The organism is Pantoea sp. CFCC18177 (genome assembly GCF_059412425.1).
The window spans coordinates 83,975-109,422 of record NZ_JBNBPL010000010.1; the positions used below are offsets into that span (position 1 = coordinate 83,975).

At 54.0% G+C, this 25,448-nt stretch carries 28 protein-coding genes; 17 read left to right on the forward strand and 11 right to left on the reverse strand.

Annotated elements, in window-relative coordinates; genetic code table 11:
* Window positions 1-20: 20 nt before the first annotated feature.
* The 13 genes from leuS to lipA all read left to right on the forward strand — a co-directional run bounded on the left by leuS (window position 21) and on the right by lipA (window position 13,545).
* Complete coding sequence (gene leuS / locus ACPUC8_RS12670) at window positions 21-2,603, forward strand: leucine--tRNA ligase (RefSeq protein WP_494926433.1); 2,583 nt, start codon at window positions 21-23, stop codon at window positions 2,601-2,603.
* Between the two features lie 14 nt (window positions 2,604-2,617).
* Window positions 2,618-3,217, forward strand: coding sequence for an LPS assembly lipoprotein LptE (lptE, locus tag ACPUC8_RS12675; RefSeq protein WP_039330510.1), 600 nt, complete (start codon window positions 2,618-2,620; stop codon window positions 3,215-3,217).
* The gene (holA, locus tag ACPUC8_RS12680; protein ID WP_039330512.1) at window positions 3,214-4,245 is read left to right on the forward strand and encodes a DNA polymerase III subunit delta; all 1,032 of its coding nucleotides are present in this window, start codon (window positions 3,214-3,216) and stop codon (window positions 4,243-4,245) included. The genes lptE and holA overlap by 4 nt, the downstream gene beginning before the upstream one ends.
* A complete protein-coding gene (gene nadD / locus ACPUC8_RS12685) occupies window positions 4,238-4,882 on the forward strand; it encodes a nicotinate-nucleotide adenylyltransferase (RefSeq protein ID WP_039330514.1) in 645 nt (214 codons plus the stop codon). The genes holA and nadD overlap by 8 nt, the downstream gene beginning before the upstream one ends.
* 90 nt (window positions 4,883-4,972) lie before the next feature.
* Window positions 4,973-5,290 (forward strand): ribosome silencing factor, encoded by a 318-nt coding sequence (rsfS, locus tag ACPUC8_RS12690; protein WP_039330517.1) that lies wholly within the window; start codon window positions 4,973-4,975, stop codon window positions 5,288-5,290.
* A gap of 3 nt (window positions 5,291-5,293) precedes the next feature.
* Window positions 5,294-5,764, forward strand: coding sequence for a 23S rRNA (pseudouridine(1915)-N(3))-methyltransferase RlmH (gene rlmH, locus ACPUC8_RS12695; RefSeq protein WP_494926434.1), 471 nt, complete (start codon window positions 5,294-5,296; stop codon window positions 5,762-5,764).
* Between the two features lie 34 nt (window positions 5,765-5,798).
* On the forward strand, window positions 5,799-7,703 hold the full coding sequence (gene mrdA / locus ACPUC8_RS12700) for a peptidoglycan DD-transpeptidase MrdA (protein WP_039330521.1): 1,905 nt from the start codon (window positions 5,799-5,801) through the stop codon (window positions 7,701-7,703).
* An 8-nt stretch (window positions 7,704-7,711) separates the two neighbouring features.
* Window positions 7,712-8,824, forward strand: a complete 1,113-nt coding sequence (gene mrdB / locus ACPUC8_RS12705) for a peptidoglycan glycosyltransferase MrdB (RefSeq protein ID WP_494926457.1) — start codon at window positions 7,712-7,714, stop codon at window positions 8,822-8,824.
* Window positions 8,825-8,834: 10 nt separating this feature from the next.
* A complete protein-coding gene (gene rlpA, locus ACPUC8_RS12710) occupies window positions 8,835-9,932 on the forward strand; it encodes an endolytic peptidoglycan transglycosylase RlpA (RefSeq protein ID WP_058970736.1) in 1,098 nt (365 codons plus the stop codon).
* 117 nt (window positions 9,933-10,049) lie between these two features.
* Complete coding sequence (gene dacA / locus ACPUC8_RS12715) at window positions 10,050-11,261, forward strand: D-alanyl-D-alanine carboxypeptidase DacA (protein ID WP_039330524.1); 1,212 nt, start codon at window positions 10,050-10,052, stop codon at window positions 11,259-11,261.
* Window positions 11,262-11,419: 158 nt separating this feature from the next.
* Complete coding sequence (gene ybeD, locus ACPUC8_RS12720; RefSeq protein WP_039330526.1) at window positions 11,420-11,683, forward strand: DUF493 family protein YbeD; 264 nt, start codon at window positions 11,420-11,422, stop codon at window positions 11,681-11,683.
* Between the two features lie 69 nt (window positions 11,684-11,752).
* Window positions 11,753-12,403, forward strand: coding sequence for a lipoyl(octanoyl) transferase LipB (lipB, locus tag ACPUC8_RS12725; RefSeq protein WP_494926435.1), 651 nt, complete (start codon window positions 11,753-11,755; stop codon window positions 12,401-12,403).
* Window positions 12,404-12,579: 176 nt separating this feature from the next.
* Window positions 12,580-13,545 (forward strand): lipoyl synthase, encoded by a 966-nt coding sequence (gene lipA, locus ACPUC8_RS12730; RefSeq protein WP_039330529.1) that lies wholly within the window; start codon window positions 12,580-12,582, stop codon window positions 13,543-13,545.
* Between the two features lie 136 nt (window positions 13,546-13,681).
* Here lipA and tatE read toward each other — a convergent pair whose 3' ends face one another.
* The 6 genes from tatE to ACPUC8_RS12760 all read right to left on the reverse strand — a co-directional run bounded on the left by tatE (window position 13,682) and on the right by ACPUC8_RS12760 (window position 18,385).
* Window positions 13,682-13,885: a twin-arginine translocase subunit TatE gene (tatE, locus tag ACPUC8_RS12735; RefSeq protein ID WP_034829040.1), complete on the reverse strand. Its 204-nt coding sequence runs from the start codon at window positions 13,883-13,885 to the stop codon at window positions 13,682-13,684.
* 107 nt (window positions 13,886-13,992) lie between these two features.
* A complete protein-coding gene (locus ACPUC8_RS12740; protein ID WP_039330531.1) occupies window positions 13,993-14,763 on the reverse strand; it encodes an amino acid ABC transporter ATP-binding protein in 771 nt (256 codons plus the stop codon).
* Window positions 14,760-15,722 carry an amino acid ABC transporter permease gene (locus ACPUC8_RS12745; RefSeq protein WP_494926436.1) on the reverse strand — a complete coding sequence of 321 codons (963 nt, stop codon included), beginning with the start codon at window positions 15,720-15,722 and terminating at the stop codon, window positions 14,760-14,762. The genes ACPUC8_RS12740 and ACPUC8_RS12745 overlap by 4 nt, the downstream gene beginning before the upstream one ends.
* Window positions 15,719-16,606, reverse strand: a complete 888-nt coding sequence (locus tag ACPUC8_RS12750) for an ABC transporter substrate-binding protein (protein ID WP_039330533.1) — start codon at window positions 16,604-16,606, stop codon at window positions 15,719-15,721. The genes ACPUC8_RS12745 and ACPUC8_RS12750 overlap by 4 nt, the downstream gene beginning before the upstream one ends.
* Before the next feature lie 22 nt (window positions 16,607-16,628).
* The gene (locus ACPUC8_RS12755; RefSeq protein ID WP_039330534.1) at window positions 16,629-17,423 is read right to left on the reverse strand and encodes a deaminated glutathione amidase; all 795 of its coding nucleotides are present in this window, start codon (window positions 17,421-17,423) and stop codon (window positions 16,629-16,631) included.
* A gap of 2 nt (window positions 17,424-17,425) precedes the next feature.
* Window positions 17,426-18,385 carry an ABC transporter substrate-binding protein gene (locus ACPUC8_RS12760; RefSeq protein ID WP_494926437.1) on the reverse strand — a complete coding sequence of 320 codons (960 nt, stop codon included), beginning with the start codon at window positions 18,383-18,385 and terminating at the stop codon, window positions 17,426-17,428.
* A 132-nt stretch (window positions 18,386-18,517) separates the two neighbouring features.
* Here ACPUC8_RS12760 and ACPUC8_RS12765 point away from each other — a divergent pair, with 132 nt between their 5' ends.
* A complete protein-coding gene (locus ACPUC8_RS12765; RefSeq protein WP_494926438.1) occupies window positions 18,518-19,873 on the forward strand; it encodes an aminotransferase-like domain-containing protein in 1,356 nt (451 codons plus the stop codon).
* On the opposite strand, the gene ACPUC8_RS12770 is transcribed toward ACPUC8_RS12765, so the two are convergent.
* From ACPUC8_RS12770 to pagP, 3 genes are all read right to left on the reverse strand, one after another.
* Window positions 19,857-20,282, reverse strand: coding sequence for a GNAT family N-acetyltransferase (locus ACPUC8_RS12770; protein WP_039330537.1), 426 nt, complete (start codon window positions 20,280-20,282; stop codon window positions 19,857-19,859). The two genes, ACPUC8_RS12765 and ACPUC8_RS12770, sit on opposite strands and share 17 nt — an antisense overlap.
* Before the next feature lie 361 nt (window positions 20,283-20,643).
* Window positions 20,644-20,853 carry a transcription antiterminator/RNA stability regulator CspE gene (gene cspE / locus ACPUC8_RS12775; protein WP_034829024.1) on the reverse strand — a complete coding sequence of 70 codons (210 nt, stop codon included), beginning with the start codon at window positions 20,851-20,853 and terminating at the stop codon, window positions 20,644-20,646.
* A 150-nt stretch (window positions 20,854-21,003) separates the two neighbouring features.
* Complete coding sequence (pagP, locus tag ACPUC8_RS12780; RefSeq protein ID WP_494926439.1) at window positions 21,004-21,576, reverse strand: lipid IV(A) palmitoyltransferase PagP; 573 nt, start codon at window positions 21,574-21,576, stop codon at window positions 21,004-21,006.
* Between the two features lie 384 nt (window positions 21,577-21,960).
* Here pagP and ACPUC8_RS12785 point away from each other — a divergent pair, with 384 nt between their 5' ends.
* The gene (locus ACPUC8_RS12785; RefSeq protein ID WP_039330539.1) at window positions 21,961-22,146 is read left to right on the forward strand and encodes a hypothetical protein; all 186 of its coding nucleotides are present in this window, start codon (window positions 21,961-21,963) and stop codon (window positions 22,144-22,146) included.
* 32 nt (window positions 22,147-22,178) lie between these two features.
* On the opposite strand, the gene ACPUC8_RS12790 is transcribed toward ACPUC8_RS12785, so the two are convergent.
* The gene (locus tag ACPUC8_RS12790) at window positions 22,179-22,319 is read right to left on the reverse strand and encodes a small membrane protein YohP (protein ID WP_494926440.1); all 141 of its coding nucleotides are present in this window, start codon (window positions 22,317-22,319) and stop codon (window positions 22,179-22,181) included.
* 202 nt (window positions 22,320-22,521) lie between these two features.
* Between ACPUC8_RS12790 and ACPUC8_RS12795 the strand changes: the two genes are divergently transcribed.
* Window positions 22,522-22,767: a hypothetical protein gene (locus ACPUC8_RS12795; RefSeq protein WP_039330540.1), complete on the forward strand. Its 246-nt coding sequence runs from the start codon at window positions 22,522-22,524 to the stop codon at window positions 22,765-22,767.
* 107 nt (window positions 22,768-22,874) lie between these two features.
* Window positions 22,875-23,957, forward strand: a complete 1,083-nt coding sequence (locus ACPUC8_RS12800) for a malate/lactate/ureidoglycolate dehydrogenase (protein ID WP_494926441.1) — start codon at window positions 22,875-22,877, stop codon at window positions 23,955-23,957.
* Window positions 23,958-23,999: 42 nt separating this feature from the next.
* Here the strand turns inward: ACPUC8_RS12800 and gntT are convergent, their stop codons facing one another.
* Window positions 24,000-25,316: a gluconate transporter gene (gene gntT / locus ACPUC8_RS12805; protein ID WP_039330541.1), complete on the reverse strand. Its 1,317-nt coding sequence runs from the start codon at window positions 25,314-25,316 to the stop codon at window positions 24,000-24,002.
* Window positions 25,317-25,448 lie beyond the last annotated feature (132 nt).

Sequence of the window (25,448 nt, forward strand, 5' to 3'; positions counted from 1 at the left end):
ACAAAGGACCACAGGCAGCCATGCAAGAGCAATACCGCCCGGAAGAGATAGAATCCCGCGTACAACAGCACTGGGATGAAAACGAAACCTTTAAAGTGACCGAGCAGGAAGGCAAAGAGAAGTATTACTGCCTTTCAATGCTGCCCTATCCTTCTGGCCGCCTACACATGGGCCACGTGCGTAACTACACCATTGGCGATGTAATCGCACGTTACCAGCGTATGCTCGGTAAAAACGTCCTGCAGCCGATTGGCTGGGATGCGTTCGGTTTGCCAGCAGAAGGTGCCGCGGTAAAAAATAACACCGCCCCCGCCCCCTGGACATACGACAACATCGAATACATGAAGAACCAGCTGAAACTGCTGGGCTTTGGTTATGACTGGAGCCGCGAATTAGCGACCTGCCAGCCAGAGTACTATCGCTGGGAACAGTGGTTCTTCACCAAGCTGTATGAAAAAGGCATGGTCTACAAGAAGACCTCTGCGGTGAACTGGTGCCCGAACGACCAAACCGTGCTGGCCAACGAACAGGTTATCGACGGCTGCTGCTGGCGCTGTGATACCAAAGTGGAACGCAAAGAGATCCCACAATGGTTCGTGAAAATCACCGCCTATGCTGAAGAACTGTTGAACGATCTGGATAAGCTGGAAGACTGGCCTGAACAGGTCAAAACCATGCAGCGTAACTGGATTGGCCGTTCTGAAGGCGTTGAGATCACCTTTGATGTGGCTTACAGCGAAGAGAAACTGACGGTTTACACCACCCGTCCAGATACCTTCCTGGGTGCCACTTACGTTGCCGTTGCGGCAGGCCACCCACTGGCGCGTCAGGCAGCAGCCAGCAATCCTGCGCTGAGTGACTTTATCGCCGAGTGCAGCACCACCAAAGTCGCGGAAGCGGATATGGCGACGATGGAGAAGAAAGGCATGGCCACTGGCCTGTTTGCTATCCATCCGCTGACCGGTGAAGAGATCCCTGTTTGGGTGGCTAACTTTGTGCTGATGGAATACGGCACCGGTGCGGTGATGGCCGTGCCAGGCCACGACCAGCGTGACTGGGAGTTTGCCACCAAGTACAACCTGAACATCAAGCCGGTTATCCTCAACCTTGACGGTTCAGAGCCCGATATCAGCGAAGCCGCAATGACTGAAAAAGGCACGCTGTTTAACTCTGGCGAGTACAACGGTCTGGACCATCAGGCGGGCTTCAACGCCATCGCTGATGCGCTGGCCGCTAAAGGTGTGGGCGTACGTAAAGTTAACTATCGCCTGCGCGACTGGGGTGTTTCCCGTCAGCGTTACTGGGGCGCGCCAATTCCAATGGTGACACTGGAAGATGGCACGGTCATCCCGACGCCAGAAGACCAGTTGCCGGTTATTCTGCCAGAAGACGTGGTGATGGACGGTATTACCAGCCCAATCAAGGCCGATGCTGAGTGGGCGAAAACCACCGTGAACGGACAGCCTGCGCTGCGTGAGACCGATACCTTTGACACCTTCATGGAGTCATCCTGGTATTACGCCCGTTACACCTGTGCCAACTATAACGAAGGCATGCTGGACCCGGCTGCGGCCAACTACTGGCTGCCGGTCGATCAGTATGTGGGTGGTATCGAACACGCCATCATGCACCTGATGTATTTCCGCTTCTATCACAAGCTGCTGCGTGACGCCGGCCTGGTCAATTCTGATGAGCCAGCTAAACGCCTGCTGTGTCAGGGCATGGTATTGGCCGATGCGTTCTACTACACCGGCGCTAACGGTGAACGTAACTGGGTGTCTCCGGTTGATGTGACGGTAGAGCGTGACGAGAAAGGTCGTATCGTTAAAGCTGTCGACAATGCAGGCCGCGAAGTGGTGTATGCGGGCATGAGCAAAATGTCGAAGTCGAAAAACAACGGCATCGATCCACAGCTGATGGTTGAGCGTTACGGCGCGGATACCGTGCGTCTGTTCATGATGTTTGCTTCGCCAGCAGAGATGACGCTGGAATGGCAGGAGTCCGGTGTGGAAGGGGCTAACCGCTTCCTGAAGCGCGTCTGGAAACTGGCCTACGAGCACATTGCGAAAGGGGCCACCGTGGCGCTGGACGTGAACACGCTGAACGACGATCAGAAAGCGCTGCGTCGCGATCTGCACAAAACCATCGCGAAAGTGGCGGATGATGTTGGCCGTCGCCAGACCTTCAACACCGCTATCGCAGCCATTATGGAGCTGATGAACAAGCTGATTCGTGCACCACAGGAGAGCGAGCAAGATCGTGCCCTGCTGCAGGAATCCCTGGTGGCGGTTGTTCGTCTGCTGTATCCGTTCACCCCGCACGCCAGCTATGTTCTGTGGCAGGCTCTGGGGGGTGAAGGCAGCGTTGATGAAGCCAGCTGGCCGGTTGCGGATGAAGCCGCAATGGTCGAAGATTCACTGCTGGTGGTCGTACAGGTGAATGGCAAAGTGCGCGGCAAAATCACCGTTGCGCCCGATGCTACGCAGGAGCAAGTTCAGGCGCGTGCTGCGCAGGAGCATCTGGTGGCGAAATATCTGGATGGCGTCACCCTTCGTAAAGTGATTTATGTCCCTGGCAAACTGCTTAACCTGGTCGTAGGTTAAGTTCAGGAGGAACTGTGCGACAACTGATTATCAGGCTGTTTGTCCTGCTGGCGGTGATGATCACCGCTGGATGTGGTTTTCACCCGCGCGGCACCACCATGGTGCCAACTGAGATGAAAACGCTGATCGTCCAGAGCGGCGACCCTTATGGTCCGCTGGCACGTACCGTGCGCCAGCAGCTGCGTATCAATGATGTGACCATCGTTGAAGACAGCAAAAAGGCGAGTGCGAAGTACCCTACTCTGCGCCTGGGCGCAGAAATGCAGGGGCGTGATACTGCATCGGTGTTTATAAGCGGCACCACCGCTGAATATTCCCTGGTGATGACGGTCACCGCACAGGTTCTGCTGCCGGGCAAAGGTATCTACCCGATCAGCACCACCGTGTATCGTTCTTTCTTCGACAACCCGAACGCCGCACTGGCTAAGGATGCCGAGCAGGACATGATCGTACAGGAGATGCGTCAGCGCGCTGCCGAGCAGTTGGTGCGTAAGCTGCTGACCGTTCATGCCGCGCAGGAAAGCAACAAAGACACACTGCCGCAGCCGGAGACGATTGCACCGGGTCAGAACTCACCGGAAGTGCCGTCTTCGTCAGCTACCAGTCTGCAATGATCAGGATTTATCCTGAACAACTGAGCGCGCAGCTTCGAGAGGGGCTGCGCGCCTGTTATTTTCTCACCGGCAATGAACCTCTGCTGATTCAAGAGAGTGCCGACGCTATCCGCGCAGCCTCGACCGCACAGGGCTTTGAAGAGCACTTCAGCGTCACGTTGGATGCGCAAACCGATTGGGATGCGATCTTTGCCAGCTGTCAGGCACTCAGCCTGTTTACCCAGCGCCAAACCTTAACCTTACAGTTGCCAGAAAATGGTCCGAATGCCGCCATGGCAGAGCAACTGGTCAAACTGGCCGGTTTGCTGCACAGCGATATTCTGCTGATTTTACGTATGGCAAAGCTGACCAAAGCGCAGGAAAACAGCGCCTGGTTTAAAGCGCACAGCGGGCATGCCGTGGTAGTGCCGTGCCAGACGCCGGAACAGGCACAGCTGCCGCGCTGGGTTGCCAGCCGTGCAAAAGCCATGAAATTAAGTGTCGATGATGCCGCCATTCAGCTGCTGTGCTACTGCTATGAGGGTAACCTGCTGGCCTTAGCGCAAGCTCTGGAACGTCTTTCACTGTTATGGCCGGATGGCAAACTGACGCTGCCACGCGTGGAAGAGGCGGTCAACGATGCCGCGCACTTTACGCCGTTTCACTGGGTGGATGCACTGCTGGCCGGGAAAAGTAAACGCGCCCTGCACATCCTGCATCAGCTGGAGAAAGAGGACGCCGAAGTGGTGATTCTGCTGCGCTCGCTGCAACGCGATTTACTCACGTTGTTGCATCTGCAGCGTAACCAGGCAAAACAGGGTTTACGCACGCTGATGGATCAGCAACGCATCTGGCAAAATCGTCGTGCACTGTTTACCGAAGCCCTGCAGCGCCTTGATGCGCGACGTTTACAGCGCGCGGTACATCTGCTGGCTGAGCTGGAACTGACCATGAAGCAGGATTACGGTCAAAACCTGTGGCCTCAGCTAGAAACGCTGTCGCTGTTGATCTGCCATCGTGATTTTCCCTTGAGTTTCACCGATGTCTAAACTCTATGCGCTGTTTGGCGGCACCTTTGATCCGATCCATTTTGGCCATCTGCGTCCAGTGGAAGCCCTGGCGCAGCAGGTGGGTTTGAAGAAGGTGACGTTGCTACCCAACAATGTGCCGCCGCATCGCCCTCAGCCCGAAGCCAGTGCGCAGCAGCGCGTTGAGATGCTGCGTTGTGCCATCGCCGACCGCCCTTTATTTGATATCGACACACGGGAACTGGAGCGCGACACGCCCTCCTGGACTGTGGCCACGCTTGAAGCACTGCGTGCGGAACGCGGTGCAGAACAGCCCCTCGGGTTTATCATCGGACAGGATTCTCTGCTAACGTTATCCAAATGGCATCGCTGGCAGGATTTGCTGTCGCTGTGCCATTTGCTGGTTTGCAAGCGTCCCGGCTATGCGGCACAGATGGAGAGTGTTGACATGCAGCAGTGGCTGGATGCCCATCTGGCGCAGAACCCGCAGCAGTTGCATCAGGCACCTTCAGGCCACATCTGGTTAGCGGATACCCCGCTGTTCGACATCTCCGCCACAGAAATACGCCAGCGTCGCCATAGCGGTCAATCCTGTACCGATCTGCTGCCCGATGCGGTCATTGACTATATCGATCGCGCTGGCTTATATCGCGCTTGATCGTTGCGTGCTATACTGCGCCGCTTCATTTTCGGCTACGTTTTCGGGCATTCAGCCTGCTCGCAATCACCTGTTTTTAAGGGGAACCTTTTGCAAGGTAAAGCACTCCAAGATTTCGTTATTGATAAGATTGATGATCTTAAAGGTCAGGATATCATTGCTGTCGATGTTCAGGGCAAATCCAGCATCACCGACTGCATGATTATCTGCACCGGCACCTCCACGCGCCACGTTATTTCGATTGCCGATCACGTGATGCAGGAATCACGTGCAGCTGGCCTTAAGCCATTGGGCGTAGACGGTAAAGCTGCCGCTGACTGGGTCGTGGTTGATCTCGGCGAAGTGATCGTTCACGTGATGCAGGAAGAGAGCCGCCAGCTGTATGAGCTGGAAAAGCTCTGGAGCTAAGCGTTGAAACTTCAGCTGGTGGCCGTTGGCACCAAAATGCCCGATTGGGTTCAGACCGGTTTCATGGAATATCTACGCCGTTTTCCCAAGGATATGCCGTTTGAACTGACCGAAGTCACTGCCGGTAAACGCGGCAAGAACGCGGACATCAAACGCATTCTGGAAAAAGAGGGCGAAGCGATGCTGGCTGCCGTGGGTAAAGGCAATCGCATTGTCACGCTGGATATTCCAGGTCAGCCGTGGGAAACACTCCAGCTGGCGCAACAGCTTGAGCGCTGGAAGCTGGACGGCCGCGATGTCAGCTTGCTGATCGGCGGTCCGGAAGGACTGGCGCCGGCGTGTAAAGCCGCCGCCGAACAGAGCTGGTCGCTTTCTGCGTTAACGCTACCGCACCCTTTAGTGCGCGTGTTGGTGGCGGAAAGTTTGTATCGTGCCTGGAGCATTACGACGAATCACCCTTATCACCGTGAATAAACGCCTGACAACCTCCAGACAATAAACGCAGCGGATGAAATTACAGAGCAACGCCTTTCGCGACTACACTGCTGAACAGAAACTCTTTGTCCGCCGGGCTCTGGTGGCTTTTGTTGGCATTTTTCTCCTCTCCAGCGTGCTGGTGGTAAACCTCTATCACCTGCAAATCCTGCGTTTCGACGATTACAGCACCCGTTCAAATGAAAACCGCATCAAGCTGGTGCCCGTGGCACCGAGCCGCGGCATCATCTTTGACCGTAACGGCGTGCCGCTGGCGCTGAACCGTACGATCTATCAGGCGGAGCTGGTGCCAGAAAAAGTTGATGATCTTAAGCAGACCTTGCAAGACCTGCGTCCGGTGCTGGATCTGACTGACGACGATATCGACGCCTTTGAAAAAGAGCGTAAGCGCTCGCGCCGCTTTACCTCCATTCCGGTGAAAACCGCACTGAACGAAGTCCAGGTAGCGCGCTTTGCGGTGAACCAGTACCGCTTCCCCGGTGTGGAAGTCAAAGGCTATCAGCGCCGTTATTATCCTTACGGCCAGACCCTGACTCACGTGGTGGGTTACGTATCAAAAATCAACGATCGTGACGTTAAACGGTTGGATGATGAAGGGAAATGGCCTAACTATGCCGCAACGCATGATATCGGTAAGCTGGGCATCGAAAACTACTACGAAGATGTGCTGCACGGCAAAACCGGCTATGAAGAGGTTGAAGTTAACAACCGTGGTCGCGTGATCCGCCAGTTGCATGAACAATCTCCTCAGGCTGGGCGTGATATCTATCTCACCGTTGATCTCAAGCTGCAGCAGTATATTGAAACCCTGTTGACCGGCAGCCGCGCAGCAGTGGTGGTGAGCGATCCACGCACCGGTGAAATTCTGGCGCTGGTGTCGACGCCAAGCTATGACCCCAATCTGTTTGTCGATGGTATCTCCAGCAAAGATTACAAAGCACTGCTGGGTGACGAGAACCGTCCACTCTATAACCGTGCGTTACAGGCATCCTATCCGCCTGCATCCACCGTTAAACCTTATGTCGCCGTGTCCGCACTCAGTGCCGGCGTGATTAACCGTAATACCAGTTTGTTCGATCCCGGCTGGTGGCAGTTGCCAGGTTCGGAAAAGCGTTACCGCGACTGGAAAAAGTGGGGACACGGTCGGCTTAACGTCACCAAATCGCTGGAAGAATCCGCCGATACATTCTTCTATCAGGTTGCCTATGATATGGGCATTGATCGCCTGTCCGAGTGGATGACCAAATTCGGTTATGGCCATCGTACCGGTATCGATCTGCCGCAAGAAAGCCCAGGCAACATGCCAACCCGCGAATGGAAACTGAAGCGCTTTAAAAAGCCCTGGTATCAGGGTGACACCATTCCAGTGGGCATCGGGCAAGGTTACTGGACGGCGACGCCCGTACAGATGAACAAAGCAATGATGATTTTGATTAACGATGGCGTAATCAAAGTGCCCCACTTGCTGCGCGCCACCCGTGAAGGGCAAACCATGGTGCCTTATCGTCAGCCACCCGATGCCCCGATTGGTGATATTCACTCCGGCTATTGGGAAATCGCCAAAGACGGTATGTATGGCGTGGCGAACCGCCCCAACGGAACCGCACACAAAAGCTTTGCTGACGCGCCTTATAAAATCGCCGCAAAATCAGGTACTGCGCAGGTCTTCGGCTTGAAAGAGAACGAAACCTATAACGCCCATAAGATTGCCGAGCGGTTGCGCGACCATAAACTGATGACGGCTTTCGCGCCCTATGACAAACCGCGCGTGGCGGTCACCATGATTCTCGAGAACGGCGGTGCCGGCCCTGCGGTAGGTACTGTAATGCGCCAGATTCTCGACCACATAATGTTAGGCGACAACAATACCGTGCTGCCTGAAGCCGCACCGACGCCGCCTGGCTACGAAGGTGAATAAAGATGTCCATGAACGATAGCCCGCAGAAACGATCGATCTGGACGCGTATCCACATCGACCCGATTTTTATGCTGATCATCCTCGCGCTGCTGACCTACAGCGCCATCGTGATCTGGAGTGCCAGCGGTCAGGACCCAGGTATGATGGAGCGTAAGCTCGGCCAGATCGCGATGGGCGTGATTATCATGCTGGTGATGGCGCAGGTGCCACCGCGCGTCTATGAGAGTTGGGCGCCGTATCTCTACATTGTCTGCGTGATATTACTGGTGGCCGTTGACGCCTTTGGGCATATCAGTAAGGGTGCACAGCGTTGGCTGGATCTCGGATTTGTGCGTTTTCAGCCCTCGGAGATAGCCAAAATTGCGGTGCCGCTGATGGTCGCGCGCTTCATCAACCGTGACGTCTGCCCTCCTACCCTGAAAAATACCGGCATCGCGTTAGTGCTGATTTTCATGCCAACACTGCTGGTGGCGGCGCAGCCGGACTTGGGTACATCTATTCTGATTGCCGCATCGGGTCTGTTTGTGCTGTTCCTGTCAGGCATGAGCTGGAAGCTGATCGCGGTGGCTGTGCTGCTGGTTGCCGCGTTCATTCCCGTTCTGTGGTTCTTCCTGATGCACGACTATCAGCGTGACCGCGTCATGATGCTGCTGGATCCAGAAAGTGATCCACTCGGCGCGGGCTATCACATCATCCAGTCAAAAATTGCGATAGGTTCCGGTGGGCTGCGCGGTAAAGGCTGGCTGCACGGCACGCAGTCGCAACTTGAGTTTCTCCCTGAACGCCACACCGACTTTATTTTTGCCGTGTTAGCAGAAGAACTTGGCCTGATCGGGGTGTTGCTGTTGCTGGTCCTGTATCTGTTGCTGATTCTACGCGGGCTGATTGTCGCAGCCCGTGCACAAACCACTTTTGGTCGTGTAATGGCCGGCGGTTTGATGCTGATTTTATTCGTTTATGTTTTCGTTAACATTGGCATGGTAAGTGGTATCTTACCCGTGGTCGGCGTACCGCTGCCGCTGGTGAGCTACGGCGGATCGGCATTGATTGTGTTAATGGCCGGATTTGGCATCGTGATGTCGATCCATACTCATCGAAAAATGTTATCTAAAAGCGTTTAAGAGGCTGCACATGCGTAAGGATTGGCTTGGGGTTGTACTCGCATCACTGGTACTGGCTGCCTGTTCTACTCCAGAACAGCAGACTAACACGGCACCGCCACAACCGGCCTATAACGGCCCGGTGGTTGAGATCCCAGGCGTGGAGCCACGCTATGAACCGATCAATCCGTCCACCAGCCAGGATTACAGCGTTAACGGTAAAAATTACCGCGTGATTCAGGACCCGTCGAATTACAGCGAAATCGGTCTGGCGACCTGGTACGGTGACGAAGCTAAAGGCAATCGTACTGCCATTGGTGAGTCCTACGATCCAGACGCCATGACCGCTGCACACCCGACGTTGCCACTGCCAAGCTATGTGCGCGTGACTAACCTCGCCAACGGTCGTCAGATTGTGGTGCGCGTGAACGATCGCGGCCCTTATACGCCGGGTCGGATTATCGATTTATCCCGTGCCGCAGGCGATCGTCTTAACATCTCGAATAACACGCGCGTGCGTGTGGATTACATCAAAGTCGCGCCGGATGGCTCGGTTTCCGGTCCTGGCACCATTGGTACGACTGTTGCTAAGCAGAGCTATGCCCTACCCGCACGCCCTGACTTGGGCGGCGGCATGGTGATGATGGGCGGCAGCAGCGCTAATACCACACCAGCCCCTGCCCCGCAGGATGTCCGCGCGGTGGATAACAGCACGCTGCAAAGCAACGGCAACATGGGTGCGCCAGTACAAAGCAGCGGTTTCCTTGGTGCACCACAGCCGTTAGCCAATGGTGTACTGGAAGGCAGTGAACCCGCGGCTACGCCTGCCCCTGCGGCAGTTGCGGCGCCGGTGGCGGCCAGTGCTGCCCCCGTGAGTCAGAATGCTCACGCTGGCAGCGGTTATGTGGTACAGGTCGGCGCCGTCAATGACGCGGCACGTGCCCGCCAACTTGCCACCAGCCTGGGCAAACGTTTTGGTGTGCCGGGCAGCGTTGAGGCCAACGGTAATGTCTATCGCATCCAGCTCGGGGGTTACAAAAGCCGAGCTGAAGCCGCAGCGTTACAGCAGCGTCTGACCACTGAAGCACAGATGAGCTCATTTATTACCACTGCCCGCCCGTCAATGTAACGGGCAGTCAATTTTACCGCTGATACTGATTTGCAAAGCAAGATGTCGCCCGATCGGGCGTTTGCTATAGTAAGGCACTTTTTTCACTCTTAGCCCACGGATGTTGTAGTCCTTAACATGAATACGCTGAAACCTTCTCGTTTTCTGAAACGCCTGACAGTGGGATCACTGGTCGCCCTCTCTCTCAGCCATGCCGCATTTGCGGATGATGTTAATCTTAAGACGATGATCCCGGGCGTACCGGAAATCGATGCTGAAGCTTACGTGCTGATGGATGCCAACTCCGGCAAAGTACTGGCGGAAAAGAACGCTGATGCACGCCGCGATCCTGCCAGCCTGACCAAAATGATGACCAGCTACGTCATTGGTCAAGCGGTCAAAGCCGGTAAAATCCACAACGATGATATCGTCACCGTAGGGAAAGATGCCTGGGCAACCGGCAACCCGGTGTTCAAGGGCTCGTCACTGATGTTCCTGAAACCAGGCGATCGCGTACCGGTTTCCCAGCTGACGCGCGGTATCGTTTTGCAATCGGGTAACGATGCTTGTGTGGCAATGGCGGACTATGTCGCCGGTAGCCAGGACGCCTTTGTTAGCCTGATGAACAACTACGTTAACGCACTGGGCCTGAAAAACACCCACTTCCAGACCGTACACGGCCTGGATGCTGAAGGTCAGTACAGCTCACCACGCGATATGGCGCTGATTGGTCAGGCACTGATTCGTGACGTTCCGGACGAATACGCGGTTTACCGTGAAAAAGATTTCACCTTTAACAACATCAAACAGATGAACCGTAACGGTTTGCTGTGGGATACCAGCCTGAACGTGGACGGTATCAAAACCGGTCATACTGATGCCGCTGGTTACAACCTGGTGGCATCCGCTACTGAAGGCCAGATGCGTCTGATTTCTGCGGTAATGGGTGGTCGTACCTATAAAGGCCGTGAAACCGAGAGCAAAAAACTGCTGACCTGGGGCTTCCGCTTCTTTGAAACCGTAGCACCACTGAAAGCGGGTAAAGAGTTTGCTTCTGAGCCAGTGTGGTTCGGTAACAGCGATCGTGTGCAGTTGGGCGTGGAAAAAGATGCCTATCTGACGATTCCTCGCGGCCGCATGAAAGACCTGAAAGCCAGCTATGTGCTGAACAACACCGAACTGCATGCACCGCTGCAGAAAAATCAGGTCGTGGGCAGCATTAACTTCCAGTTAGATGGCAAAACCATCGAACAGCGTCCGCTGGTGGTACTGAACGAAGTGCAGGAAGGCGGCTTCTTCGGTCGTATCATTGATTACATCAAACTGATGTTCCATCACTGGTTCGGTTAAGATCAGCTTGAAAAAACGCCCGTCTGGTACAATATAAATACAATCCCCGTATCAAACGTGTAGGGGAGGCCTTCTGGCCTCCCTTTTTAACTTTTTTGCACCACCCGTAAGGGACGCATTTTTGCCTCCCGAATTATCTGTTAAGCACCGGAGTCAACATGAAAACCAAACTGAATGAACTGCTCGAATTCCCTACCCCCTTCACTTATAAAGTCATGGGACTGGCGCAACCGGAGCTGGTTGATCAAGTGGTTGAAGTGGTGCAACGTCACGCGCCAGGCGACTATACCCCGGCGGTGAAGCCCAGCAGCAAAGGCAACTATCACTCCGTCTCCATCACCATTACCGCCACGCATATCGAACAAGTTGAAACCCTTTACGAAGAGTTAGGCAATATCGAAATCGTGCGTATGGTTCTGTAATACCCACGCTGGCAAAGGCAGCTTTGCCAGCGTTATACTCAGCCCTTCACTCTTTACCGGATTTCCGCTTTGTCAGCTAACACGCTTCTTGTTCGTCAACTGGGCCTGCGCGACTGGCAGCCCGTCTCCGATGCGATGCATCAGTTTACCGATCAACGCGACCCGCACACTGCCGATGAAATCTGGCTGGTGGAACATCATCCAGTGTTTACTCAAGGCCAGGCCGGTAAAGCAGAACATCTGTTGATGCCCGGTAACATTCCGGTAGTACAAAGCGATCGCGGTGGACAGGTGACTTATCACGGCCCTGGCCAGCAAATCATGTATGTGCTGATTGACGTCAAACGCCGTAAAATGGGCGTGCGTGAGCTGGTGACGGCGTTAGAAGAGACGGTAATCAGTACACTGGCGGACTACGATATTTCCGCGCGGGCGCGCGCCGATGCGCCCGGTGTGTATGTGGGTGATGACAAGATTTGCTCGCTGGGATTGCGCATCCGCAAAGGGTGTTCCTTCCACGGGTTAGCCTTAAACGTGTCCATGGATCTCGCTCCCTTCTTACGCATCAATCCGTGTGGCTATGCTGGCATGCAGATGACCCAGCTCAGTGCAACCCAGCCCGGCGTCACTCCGGGCGATGTGCAACCGCGCCTGGTGCAGCATTTCGCGCGATTAACCGGTTTTAGCCAGCTGGAGTGGAAAAATGAATCAGCGGTCTGACCTTGACTGTCTGTGCTGATTTACAAAATTGTAACTTTTGCACGGGCTTATCGGCTGCTTATACGCAGACGAGATGATATAATTTTTGCCATATTTTCAAATAAAGTTGAAAGCCTGGTTCTCAGTTTGAGTGAGGAAGCTTTCAAATCGCAATCCCGACCGGAACCTGCAGATTTATGAGTAAACCAATTCAGATGGAACGTGGCGTCAAGTATCGCGATGCCGACAAAATGGCGCTGATTCCGGTGAAAACCGTGATGGTCGAGCGTGAAGAAATTCTGCGTAAGCCGGAGTGGATGAAGATCAAACTGCCTGCGGATTCCAGCCGCATTCAGGGAATCAAAGCCGCCATGCGCAAAAATGGTCTGCACTCGGTGTGTGAAGAGGCTTCCTGCCCTAACCTCGCCGAATGCTTCAACCATGGCACCGCCACCTTTATGATCCTCGGCGCAATTTGTACCCGTCGCTGCCCATTCTGCGACGTGGCGCATGGCCGCCCCAATGCGCCTGACGCCAACGAACCGCTGAAGCTGGCGCAAACTATTGCCGATATGGCATTGCGCTATGTGGTCATCACCTCGGTGGACCGCGACGATCTGCGTGACGGCGGTGCTCAGCACTTTGCCGATTGCATCACCGCGATCCGCGAGAAAAGCCCAAGCATTAAGATTGAAACGCTGGTGCCTGATTTCCGTGGTCGTATGGATCGCGCACTGGAAATTCTGACCGCAACCCCACCGGATGTGTTCAACCACAACCTGGAAAACGTGCCGCGCGTCTATCGTCAGGTGCGTCCTGGTGCCAACTACGACTGGTCACTGAAACTGCTGGAACGCTTTAAAGAAGCCCATCCGGATGTGCCGACCAAGTCTGGTTTGATGGTGGGTCTGGGTGAAACCAATGCAGAGATTGTTGAAGTGATGCGCGATTTGCGCCGTCATGGTGTCACCATGCTGACACTCGGCCAGTACCTGCAGCCAAGCCGCCACCATCTGCCGGTACAGCGCTATGTCAGCCCAGCCGAGTTCGATGAGATGAAAGAAGAAGCCATGGCGATGGGCTTTACCCATGCCGCCTGCGGTCCGTTCGTTCGCTCTTCTTACCATGCAGACATGCAGGCGAAAGGTCTGGAAGTAAAATAATCCGCCATTCTGGCCGCAGGCTAATGACCTGGGGCCGTTTTTTCGGCAGCCAGAAAAACAAAAACCAGACTGGAAGCAGTCTGGTTTTTTTATTAACGTCATAAATATTTACATTTATATACGTTCGACGTTTGAATTACTCTTTGTGACTGACGCGTTCAGCCGGCGCTTCTTCAGCGGTGCTTTTGGTTGCGGTGGATTCATCGTCTTTCATGGCTTTCTTGAAGCCTTTGATTGCGGAACCCAGATCGCCACCCAGTGAACGTAACTTGTTGGTACCAAACAGCAGTACGATAAGTGCACCGATGATCAGCAGTTTGGCAATGCTGAAACCTTCCATACTTTACCTTTCAACCTTAGCGAAAAACATACATGACTATTAACGCGCAGTTTATCACCTGTCACAACTGGAATCTGTAACAGATTACGATCAACCTGCGCGTGGCACTAAATAAAGCGGCTCAGAAATGCCTGGGTACGCGGATGCTGAGGATTGCCAATCACCTGCTCCGGGCTGCCCTGCTCCACCACCACACCCCCATCCATAAACACCACCCTGTCAGCGGCTTCGCGCGCAAAACCAATTTCGTGCGTCACCACAATCATGGTTAAGCCTTGGTCTGCCAGCGTTCGCATGGTGGCCAGCACTTCGCCCACCAGCTCTGGGTCCAGCGCCGATGTAGGCTCATCAAACAGCATCAGCGCCGGTTTGATCGCCAGTGCACGGGCAATCGCCACACGCTGTTGCTGGCCGCCTGAAAGGTGACGTGGCCAGGCATCGGCTTTATCACTCAAGCCCACGGTTGAAAGCAGCTCTCGCGCATGCTGCAGCACTTCCTGACGCGGATACTTATGCACGCCAATCGGGGCTTCGATAATGTTCTGCATCACCGTCATGTGCGGGTAAAGATTAAACTGCTGAAACACCATGCCGATTTTCTGGCGTTGATGGGCAATCTTGCGTGCCGACAGGCGGTGCAGAATCCCGCGCTTCAACTCGTAGCCGATCTGCTCGTCACCCACCATAATCGAGCCCGCATTCATATCTTCCAGATGGTTAATACAGCGCAGGAAAGTCGATTTACCCGACCCCGAGGGCCCGAGGATCACCACTACCTCGCCCGGAAACACATCCAGATCGATACCCTTCAGTACTTCATTATCGCCGTAACTCTTCTGTACATTGCGCGCACGGACCAGCGGCTGAACGTCACTCATACATCCTCCTTCAGTCGGTGTGCGGCGGCGACCGCTTTATCGGTACTGGCAGCACGGCGTTTGTTTATCACCACGGTGCGTTTAGTACCACGTGCGTAGTAACGTTCAATGGCGGACTGGCCCACATTGAGAATCGAAGTGATGAACAGATACCAAATCACTGCCACCATCAGCATCGGGATAATTTCAAAGGTCCGGTTATACACAGCCTGCACAGAATAGAGCAGATCACCCATCGCAATCACACTTACCAGCGAGGTGGCTTTGATCATGCTGATCAACTGGTTGCCCGTTGGCGGAATGATCGAGCGCATGGCTTGTGGGATGATGATGCGACGCAGCGCACGGCTGCGGCTCATACCAAATGCCTGGGTGGTTTCCACCTGTCCATTGTCCACGGACAGCAACCCTGCGCGAATGATCTCGGCCATATAGGCGGCCTCATTCAGTGCCAGACCAGCGATAGCGGCCGTTAACGGCGTGATCAGATCGTTGGTATTCCAGTGGGCAAAGGTGATGTCCGTCCAGGGCACGGTGATGGAAATGGACGGAAACAGCGTTGACAGGTTGTACCAAAAAATCAGCTGCACCAGCAGCGGCGTACCACGAAAAAACCAGATGTAGAGGGAAGAGATACCACTCAACAGCTTGTTATCCAACAGTCGCCACACCCCTAACACCAAACCTAACAGCGTCCCAAGGATCATCGAGACCACGGTCAGGCCCAACGTGACCTGAAGCCCTTTCATCACCGAGCCTTCAGTGAACCACTGCAGCACCACTTTCCACTCAAAATTGGGATTGGTCGCCACTAACCAGAGAAAGTTAGCAGCAATCACCAGTACCACAATCCAGGAGATCCAGCGCCCATAGGTGGGCGCACTGCGGGCAAAAGCCACATCGCGCTGCTGCACGTCGGCCTTATCCCTGGCTCGCGTATTGTGGTTGAGCGGACTCATTTTGCCGTCCCCTGCGCCAGATTACGTCCCGGCTGCTGCAGAATATTGCCGTCGAGTTTCCATTTTTTCATGATCGCCGCATAAGTGCCGTTGGCAAACAGCTCTTTATAGGCATCCAGCACCACATTGCCCAGCTCGGAGCCTTTCGGCACCACAGTGCCCTGGAAGATATCGCCGAAACCGTTTTTCTGCCCTTTACCCGACAACTCGAGTTGGCCATTCGCCTGCTCGATGAAGTAAGTCAGCGGCGCTTGTGACGAGAAGAATGCGTCGGAACGTTTTGAACGTACCGCCAGAATCGATGACGGCTGGTCGGTGAAGGATTGCACCTGCACCGCTGGTTTGCCCGCAGCCACACAAGCATCGGACTGCTTACGAATCACCTGCTCTGCCGAACCCGCCGCCATCACCGCGATGCGTTTACCGCAGGTGTCCTCAAGACCATTGATCTTCGCAGGGTTGCCCTTCTGCACACCGAACACCACGAACTCCTGCACGAAGTCGATAAAATCGACCTTCTGCTGACGGTCCGGATAGTCACCAATCGGGCCAATCGCCATCTGGTAACGACCTGAATTGATGCCAGCCAATACGCCAGACAGTCCGCTGACGGTAGCATGTTCAATTTTCACGCCGAGCAGCTGTGCCAGCGCCTCGGTCAGGTCGGCAGACGCGCCATCCATTGAGTGAGGGCCATTCACAATCTCATAGGGAGGGAATGATCCGTTGTTTACCGAAATCATTTTTCCGGCGCTTTTAATTTCAGCAGGCAGACGATCGTGTAAAGCCTGATCAACTTTCTGCGTTGGGATGGCATCCGCTGCCTGAACGACGCTTACGGTCAGGCCCAGAGCCAGCGCGATAGCGGTTGCAAGTGTTTTCATTGGCCAGTTTCCCCAAAGTCTATCAAAGTGGTTTTAATTCAGGACGTGCAAAACGGCGGTTTTCCAGCACCGGTAATACGCTGCGGGCGTAAGCAATGCGTTGTGGATCGAGGTCGGCAAACACCAGCGCGGCAGACTCAGGCGCTTTAGCAATGGCCACACCGAGCGGATCGACCACCAGGCTGTTACCGATGTTGCGCGGGCCACATTCACCCACGGCCACCATGTAGCAGGTGTTTTCCAGGGCGCGTGCGGTGCAGAGCAACTCCCAGTGCATCTCTTTCAGCGGACCTTTCACCCATGCGGCAGGCAGCACCAGCACGTCTGCGCCATCCAGCACCAGTCGACGCGCCAGCTCCGGGAAACGCACGTCGTAACAGGTCATCAGGCCCACTTTCATCCCCGCCACTTCAACCAGCGGAGGGATCACATTCCCTGGATTGACGCGCTGAGATTCCTGCATCGCAAAGGCATCGTAGAGGTGTAATTTGTCGTAAGCGGCAATGATTTCGCCGTTACGGATGGCAATCAGCACGTTCAACGCTTTGTTGCCTTCAGTTGGCACGTGCACGCTCATCATGGTGGTTAAGTCATTACCCTTGCTCACCGCCAGCAGTTGCGTCACAAAAGGGCCATCCAGAGGCTGTGCCGCTTTCAGTACCAGGTCTGGGTCGGCAATATCACGCGCCAGCACGCCTTCAGGCAGTACCAGCAAATCTGCGCCACCCGCCAGCGCATTGTTCATCAGACCGATGCAAATATCGGTGTTTTCCTGCCATTCACGGCTGACAGCAAACTGTCCCATTGCAACTTTCATCATCACTCCCCTTTCGCGACGGCCGGGAAAATCGCTTCCGGCGTCAGCAATGTTTTGGTTAAGCCTTGTTGGAACAGCTCGTTGGCAAAATCGGCGATCATCTTTTTGTTAGTTGAGAATCCGTTTTGATTCCAGTCGGCCGGTAATTCCTGCGCGGTACGTCGCAAATCATCCAGCAACCACGGCGTGGTATCCGCATACTTCTCACGTTTCTTCATCCACATCTGGTACGACCGATCGATAATTTCGCTTAAGGCCTGTGGCAACCAGGGATGCGCTTCTGCCAACGCCGGTTTCATCGCCAAAATGTGAATGCCAGGCACATAACCAACGCGGTTAAAGTAGTCGCGCTCGGCAGTGGCAAAGTCGGCCTGCAGCTGACGTAAACCGGAGTCTTTCAGGAAGAAGCCCTCAGGCATAAACGGCGTGAATACCGCATCCAACTCGCCCGCTTTCAGCAGGTCGATCAGCGGTCGCTCACCCGGAGCAGGCTCGATGCGGCCCGGACGGCCAAAGCCCGCCAGACGGTCCACAATCGGGTGATCTTCGGTCAGACGGCCCGCAAACCAGTAGGCATCATCAATATCTACACCCGCTTCACGCAGTACGGTACGCGTCCAGGTATTGCCGGAATCCTGCCACCCCGTGACACCAATCTTTTTGCCTTTCAGCTGTGCAGGCGTGGTGATGGGGCTGTCAGCGGTGGTGATAATGCAGCGCTGACGAAAGCCCCGCATCAGGAAGTGCGGCAGGCCCAGCAACGCGTAGTCACCTCTGGCACATGCCTGAGCATAGCGGCTGAAGGAGACTTCACCCGCATCGTATTTGTCGCTGGTTGCGAGGTTATCGACCAGCGTACCTACGCGGTCAATCTCCAGCGTAAAGCCTTCTGGTTTGATATCGCCGAGTGCTAGCGGGGTAAAATAATCCCAGTCACGCACCGCCAGTCTGATGGTTACCATATCTGTACTTCCCCGTTTTCTGCCAGCCAAGGCATTGTTTATTTTTTAATCAAATAGTGCTTGAAATTGAGTCTAAAACGCGAATACTAATCTGAACAATCAATTCTTTGTTACTGAACAAATGATTTTCTTATGACGCAAAATGTAGACGTAGAGTGGCTTAGCCAACAGATTGATGACGCTTCGGTGAAGGGGATTACTCACGCCACTTCAACTCTGATTCGTGACGGGGAAATCGCGGTGGGTATGCAGATGCCGGCGGTACGTGAACTGGCAGAACGGTTGGGCGTCAGCCCGGCAACCGTATCTGCTGCCTGGGCGCAGTTGAAGAAGCAGAAAGTGCTGGCGGGAAAAGGTCGCAGTGGTGTCTGGGTCTGTGGCAACAGCGTGCTGCCCCGCCCGATTCGCTTTGAAAAAATTGGCAATTACGGTGAAAACATTAAAGCGTCACTGGCGATGGCGTCGCCGGACCCTGCGCTGCTACCGGACCTCAGACAGGCGATGCTGGCGGGCATTACCTCAACCGATCTCAACAGCTATCAACGTGAGGCGATCTCGCCGCAGTTACAGGCTGCGATCCAGCCGCGCTGGCCCTATCCGGCACAGGCCTGGCTCGCCACCGATGGCGGATTTGATGCCATGAACCTGATCGTGCAAACCTTGCTGTCGCCTGGCGATCGCGTGGTCATCGAAGATCCGACTGCCACACGCCTGTTGGATATGCTGGATAATATCGGCGCAGAAATTTTACCGCTGCCCTGTGACGAGCAAGGCCCGCTGCCTGCCGTTTTAACCACGCATCTGCAAAAGTCACCGGCGATGTTTATCTATCAGCCGCGCACCCATTCAGCAACAGGGCACAGCGTCACCCAGCGCCGCAGCGCCGAACTGGCCCGCGCGTTGGCAAACAGCAACACCCTGATTGTGGAGGATGACGGCATCGGCGACCTGTCACGCTGGCCGGTCTGGAGCCTGGGCTTTCACTTCCCGGAACGCGTTATCCACGTCCACTCGTTCTCCAAAGCCTATGGCCCGGATCTCCGGCTGGCAGTGCTGTCCGGTACGGCAGATATGGTGAAACGATTACAGTCATGGCGTAACTTTGGCGTGAGCTGGACCAGTCGAATTTTGCAAGACGCCGTGGCATGGATGCTGACTGATGACACCACGCAACAGTGTATCCAGCGGGCAAAAACCGCCTATGCACAGCGCCGCCAACAGCTGCTCGCGGCACTGGCGGCTCGTGGAATGGTGCTGGATGAGCGTGATGGGCTCAGTGTTCTGATTCCGGTGGAGTCAGAACAGTACGCGATGATTACCTTAGCTGCACGTGGCATTGCCGTGCTGCCAGGTGAGCGCTGTAGCATTAACAGTCGGCAATTTATCCGCGTCAGCGCCGCGCTATTGCCATTCGAACAGCTGGACAGCATCGCAGACGCTATCGTCATCGCCTCAGGTCGAGAACTGAAAACTACCCCAGATCTTTGATGTGATAGCGCGGTGACTCAACATAGCCTTCTCGCGAGTAAAACTGATTCGCTTTAAGGCGCGATGAATGGCAGTGCACTTCCATGCGGTCGCATCCGCGTTTTATCGCCAGCTGCTCAGCGTGATTGAGCAGCTGCTGCCCACTGCCTTTGCTGCGTTCGCCCTCAGCAATGCAGAAATAGCTAATGCGTGCGAAGTCGCCAGAGAGGGCCAGTTGTGGAATGAAATGCAGTGACAGAAAGCCCAATACCTGATTGCCATGCTCCGCCACCAGCAATATCTCATCGGGATGGCTACACAATTGAGCCAGACGTGAATCAATAAATTTTTCCGTGCCGCTGTAACCCAACTCCGTTAACAGCGCACTCAGCGCAAAACTGTCTTTTGCTTGTGCCTGACGTATGTTCATCCTGCCTCCTCATGAGTCCCTGACTGCAGTTATATAGCGTTGTTCAGCAAAAAGCTGCAAGTAAGGATTGTTATGAGAATGTTACTGGGATTATCTGTGAGATACGCCGCAGAATGTGCCTTGTCATCGGAGTGTCACGGCAATTTAAGGTTGGCTTAACCTGGCTTTGCCATGCTGGAGGAAATGAATTTCCGAGGCATAAGCCATGAAAAATTTAGTCCCACGTACGTTGAATGAACTTATCGCTACCAGCGTCGCGATCGCTGCCGTGCTGGCCTATGCGCACACCTGGTGGCAGATGTAAAATTAAGGCGAAAAAAAACCCGCCATTAGGCGGGTTTTCAGAATTCTAACTGTTAACTTACAGAGCGATAACGTTAGCAGCAGATGGGCCTTTAGCGCCGTCAGTGATTTCGAACTCTACACGCTGACCTTCAGCCAGAGTTTTGAAACCATTGCTCATGATTGCAGAGAAGTGTACGAATACATCTTTGCTGCCATCTTCTGGAGTAATGAAACCGAAGCCTTTCGACTCATTAAACCACTTAACGTTACCTTTGATCTTGGACATCTATATTACCTTTACATGAAAAATGGACACTAAACTGTGTCGACGTGTAGTACAGCAATTGCGGTGACATTTGTCCAGCGCGAATTGATGAAAAAGTGATAAATATTGATTTTTTCCACCTTCTTCACACTTTCTGACGCTCTTCACCGTTCAAAACTGGAATCTTAGCCAGGCAAAATAGACATTACCATTGTTATAAGTGCCTGGAATATAAGTCATTTGGAAAGTAGCTGGTCCGTATCCGATTGATGCTAATGGTAAAATCAACGGAACCGGAATATAGCGCCAGTTATCTCTCGCCGTCACACCTGCGGTGTACCCTGCCCCGATGTGGAAGTTCTGATCATCAAGCGGACGCCAGGTCGCCTCCCAACCGTATCCTGCAATGGGCTCCCACTTGTTAAACGAGTCCTTGAACACCATCGCATACAGACCGTGCCAGTTCCCTTTTTCGTCCCAGCGAGAAACACCACCCCCGGCGCCCCACGGCCGCTCATTGTATTTATTGATGTGCTCGTCATCATATGCAAAACGGTTATGCCAGGTGATAGCGGGCAGATAAAAGTCATCATTTTGCGGTTGCTCCCACGTCTTGACCGCATTGCTACTGAAGGTATTCCACCCTGATTCAAGGGTTTGTGACAGGGTCGCTGCGGGTGTCGATTGCGTGATCATCAAGATCAAAATGCCACTCATTAGAGTGGTAAAAACAGTCCGATTCACAAAAAAATTCCCGTAAGATCTTCTGCCGGCAGCAGCTCATTTCCATCCTGGCAATGCTGCCGTTTTTCAACATCAAGATCGGGAAAGGTATGCAAATAAGAGCTTAAAAGCTCCAGGTTATGTCTGGATTATCCGGCTCACTATGAGGAAATTTTAGAGGGCGCATCAGCCATAATTACGCGCACAAGCGGCAGCATTTTCATGGTTAGCAGGTGCAAAAAATGCACACTACCCGTGATAGTTACTTAAGGATATAAGTTAATATTCAGCCACTTATCGCAGGTCATTTACATCGTAAACAAATTAATTAAATTTATGAATTGAACTCACAGGATGAATAAGATAAATCTCATCTTTCCAGGAAGGAGAGAGGGGAAAATTGAGATGACCATTCGCTGTAGCCACTGCGGTTGCGTAAAATTCTTCTTCACGTTGCCAAAGCGTGAAAATAACAGTGCACCTCGTCACCATGGGGCTTGCTGTGCGGGCTGTGGCAAGCCAATTAATCAGCAAGATTTGCATCCGCCGCTGGTCACCTATGACGAGTGGACCGCATCGCGCGCCGAATAAACTCAACAGGCACCCAAAGGTGCCTGTTAGTGTTAGAAAATCAGTTTAAACACGCCAGTAATCGTCAACAGTCCCACAATAAAGATGATGGCAATGATCCACAGGATTATTTTCATTATTCGCTCCTTCAGTGATGAAAAATAACGCGTCTCCATTCCAGTATAGATGATCATTCTGAGTTCGCTGCCGGGTGCGAGCCGGGTCACGTCTTGTCGGCGTTGTTACTTTCACTTCAATTAAATTTCTGCGAGACCGGTCGCAGGTCGTGATTTTACCCCCTCCCCTGACCGCACAAGGTCCCTCTGCGCTGTCTAAACTTACAGCGCCTCTAGCAGGCCTCAATTGTTATCACTGCCTACGTAACAAGGAGATCTTATGAGCACGATTAATACCAGCATGGGGCGTTACAGCCTGAAGGCAAAGGATTATGGCAACCACATCAGTGGCAGTATTGCCATTAATGATGAGGGTGGCACACAACTCACCATGCAAGAGTTTGAAGAGCACTACCTTGACGATGTCGTCAATAATGTCATTTATCCTGTCACGGGTGGGAACCGTGAAATTACCCGCGCTTTGCGTGAACAAATGGTTAAAGCCGGCTTTGAACAGCCGCACTAAGATTTTGGGCCACGCTTTGTGGCCCTTTGCTTTTAAAACACTTACTTGCGGTTATTAATACTTTCGGCGCAGGATGCCTGATTAATGATGACATGGAGATTAACCGCGTGAGTGCCCTCTATCGTATTCCCCCTTCCCAGTTGCATCAGTTTGTCCAGGCCATTTGGTTGCACGCAGGCAGCAGCGCTGAAGAGTCGCGTCTGGTTGCCGATCACCTGGTCGCCGCGAATCTGGCAGGCCACGATTCACATGGCGTCGGCATGATCCCCAGCTATATCAACTCTCTGTCTCAGGGGTTTCTGCAGCTTAACCAGCACGCCACCATCGAAAAAGATGCGGGTGCCGTTATCACGCTGCACGGCCACAACGGATTTGGTCAGGTTGCAGCACACGAGGCCATGCAGCACGGTATTGAGCGTGCAGCGAAGTTGGGTATTGCGGCGGTTGGGCTGCATCACTCGCACCATATCGGCCGTATTGGTCACTGGGCGGAACAGTGCGCGGCGGCGGGGTTTGTCTCCTTCCATTTCGTCAATGTGATGGGTGATCCCATGGTTGCGCCGTTTAATGGCAGCGATCGTCGTTTTGGCACCAATCCGTTCTGCGCCATCTTCCCACGTCGTGACGCCAAACCGCTGCTGCTCGATTTCGCCACCAGCGGCATTGCCTTTGGCAAAACACGCGTGGCCTGGAATAAAGACCAGCAGGTTGCGCCGGGTTATTTAATCGATCATCAGGGCCAGCCCACCACGGAACCAGGTGTGATGCATCAGGCCCCCTATGGCTCGCTGATGCCGTTTGGCCTGCATAAAGGCTATGCACTGGCGACCATGTGCGAGATTCTCGGTGGTGCGCTTTCCGGTGGCCGCACCACCCACGATGCCACCCTGGTCAGCAGCCATGATGCTATTTTCAACTGCATGACCACGATTATCGTCAATCCCGAGGCGTTCGATGCCCCTGCGATGCAGGAAGAGGCGGAATCTTTCCTTGAGTGGGTGAAACGTTCACCACAAAGCGGTGATGCACCGATTCAGGTGCCAGGCGAATGGGAGGAGCAGAATCGCGTTGATCGCGATCGTGATGGCATTCCGCTGGACAGTAATAGCTGGGAGCAAATCTGCGCGGCTGCACTTACCGCCGGAATGCCCGAAGAGGAGTTAGCGGCCTTCCGTGCCCTGGCACAGTAGACCGCTGGCATAAGGCTGAGGTGCAATACCTCAGCCTTGCATTTAGATCACATTTGCGAGCAGCAGACAGCCCACCAAACCGCACACCGAAATAATGGTTTCCAGCGCCGACCACGAGCGAATGGTTTCACCAATCGTCAGGTTGAAATACTCCTTGAACAGCCAGAAGCCGGGATCGTTAACGTGCGAGAAGATCACGCTGCCGGAACCCACCGCAATCACCATCAGTTCTGGGCTGGCGCCGCTGGTGACAATCAACGGTGCGACGATGCCGCCTGCGGTAATCGCTGCTACCGTTGCAGAACCCAGCGCAATACGCAGCACAGCGGCAATCGACCACGCCATAAAGATCGGCGAGACGTTGGTTTCATGCATCATGCTGGCGATATATTTATCCACGCCGCTGTCCACCAGCACCTGCTTGAATGCGCCACCACCACCAATGATCAACAGCATCATGGCAATGATTTTGATCGAATCGGTAATGGTGCCCATCACTTCATCCATGCTGCGGCCGCGGTTCAGACCGAAGGTGAAGATGGCGATTAACACCGCGATCAGCGTTGCCATGATCGGGTCACCGAAGAACTCGGCATACGGCAATAACAGGTGCCCTTTGGGCAACACCATTTCGGCCACTGCGCGCAGCGCCATCAGAATCACCGGAACCAGTGCAGTGCCCACGCTGACGCCGAAACCTGGCATTTCCGCTTCAGTAAAGGTTTTCGGGTTCCACAGTCCTTCAGGGATCGGCTTGTCGATGCCTTTCAAGAAACGCGCATAAACCGGACCGGCAAGAATCACCGTTGGGATACCTAACAGCGTGCCGTACAGCAGCGTTTTACCCATATCGGCATTAAACAGCGTGGCAATCGCCGTTGGACCCGGATGCGGAGGCAGGAAACCGTGCGTTACAGACAACGCGGCCGCCATCGGCACGCCAACAAAGAGTAACGGGACTCGCGCTGAGGCTGCCACGCTGAACACCAGCGGCAACATCAACACAAAACCGACTTCATAGAACAGTGCGAACCCCACGGTAAACCCGGTCAGCACCAGTGCCCATTGAATATGCTTCGGGCCAAATTTGTCGATCAGCGTGGTGGCAATACGTTGCGCCCCGCCGCAATCCGCCAGCAGTTTGCCCAGCATGGCACCGAAGCCCATGATCAGCGCCAGGCTGCCTAATGTGCCACCGACACCGGCTTTGATTGATCCAATCACTTTATTGACTGGCATTCCTTGCATCATGCCCACCGCCAACGCGACCAGGATTAGCGCAATAAACCCGTTGAGTCTGAAACGGATCATCAGCAGCAGCAGTAATGCGACGCCAATCGCCACATAGAGTAATGGCATAATTTTTCTCCACTTTTGCGTACGACGAGAAGTCGGCAGCGGTTTGTTTTTGGTTATCCCAGAGGACTTTGAATTTCACGACATCTGCGCCTGGCGTTAAGTCGCTTACGCAATGTTACGGGTATCATGTTA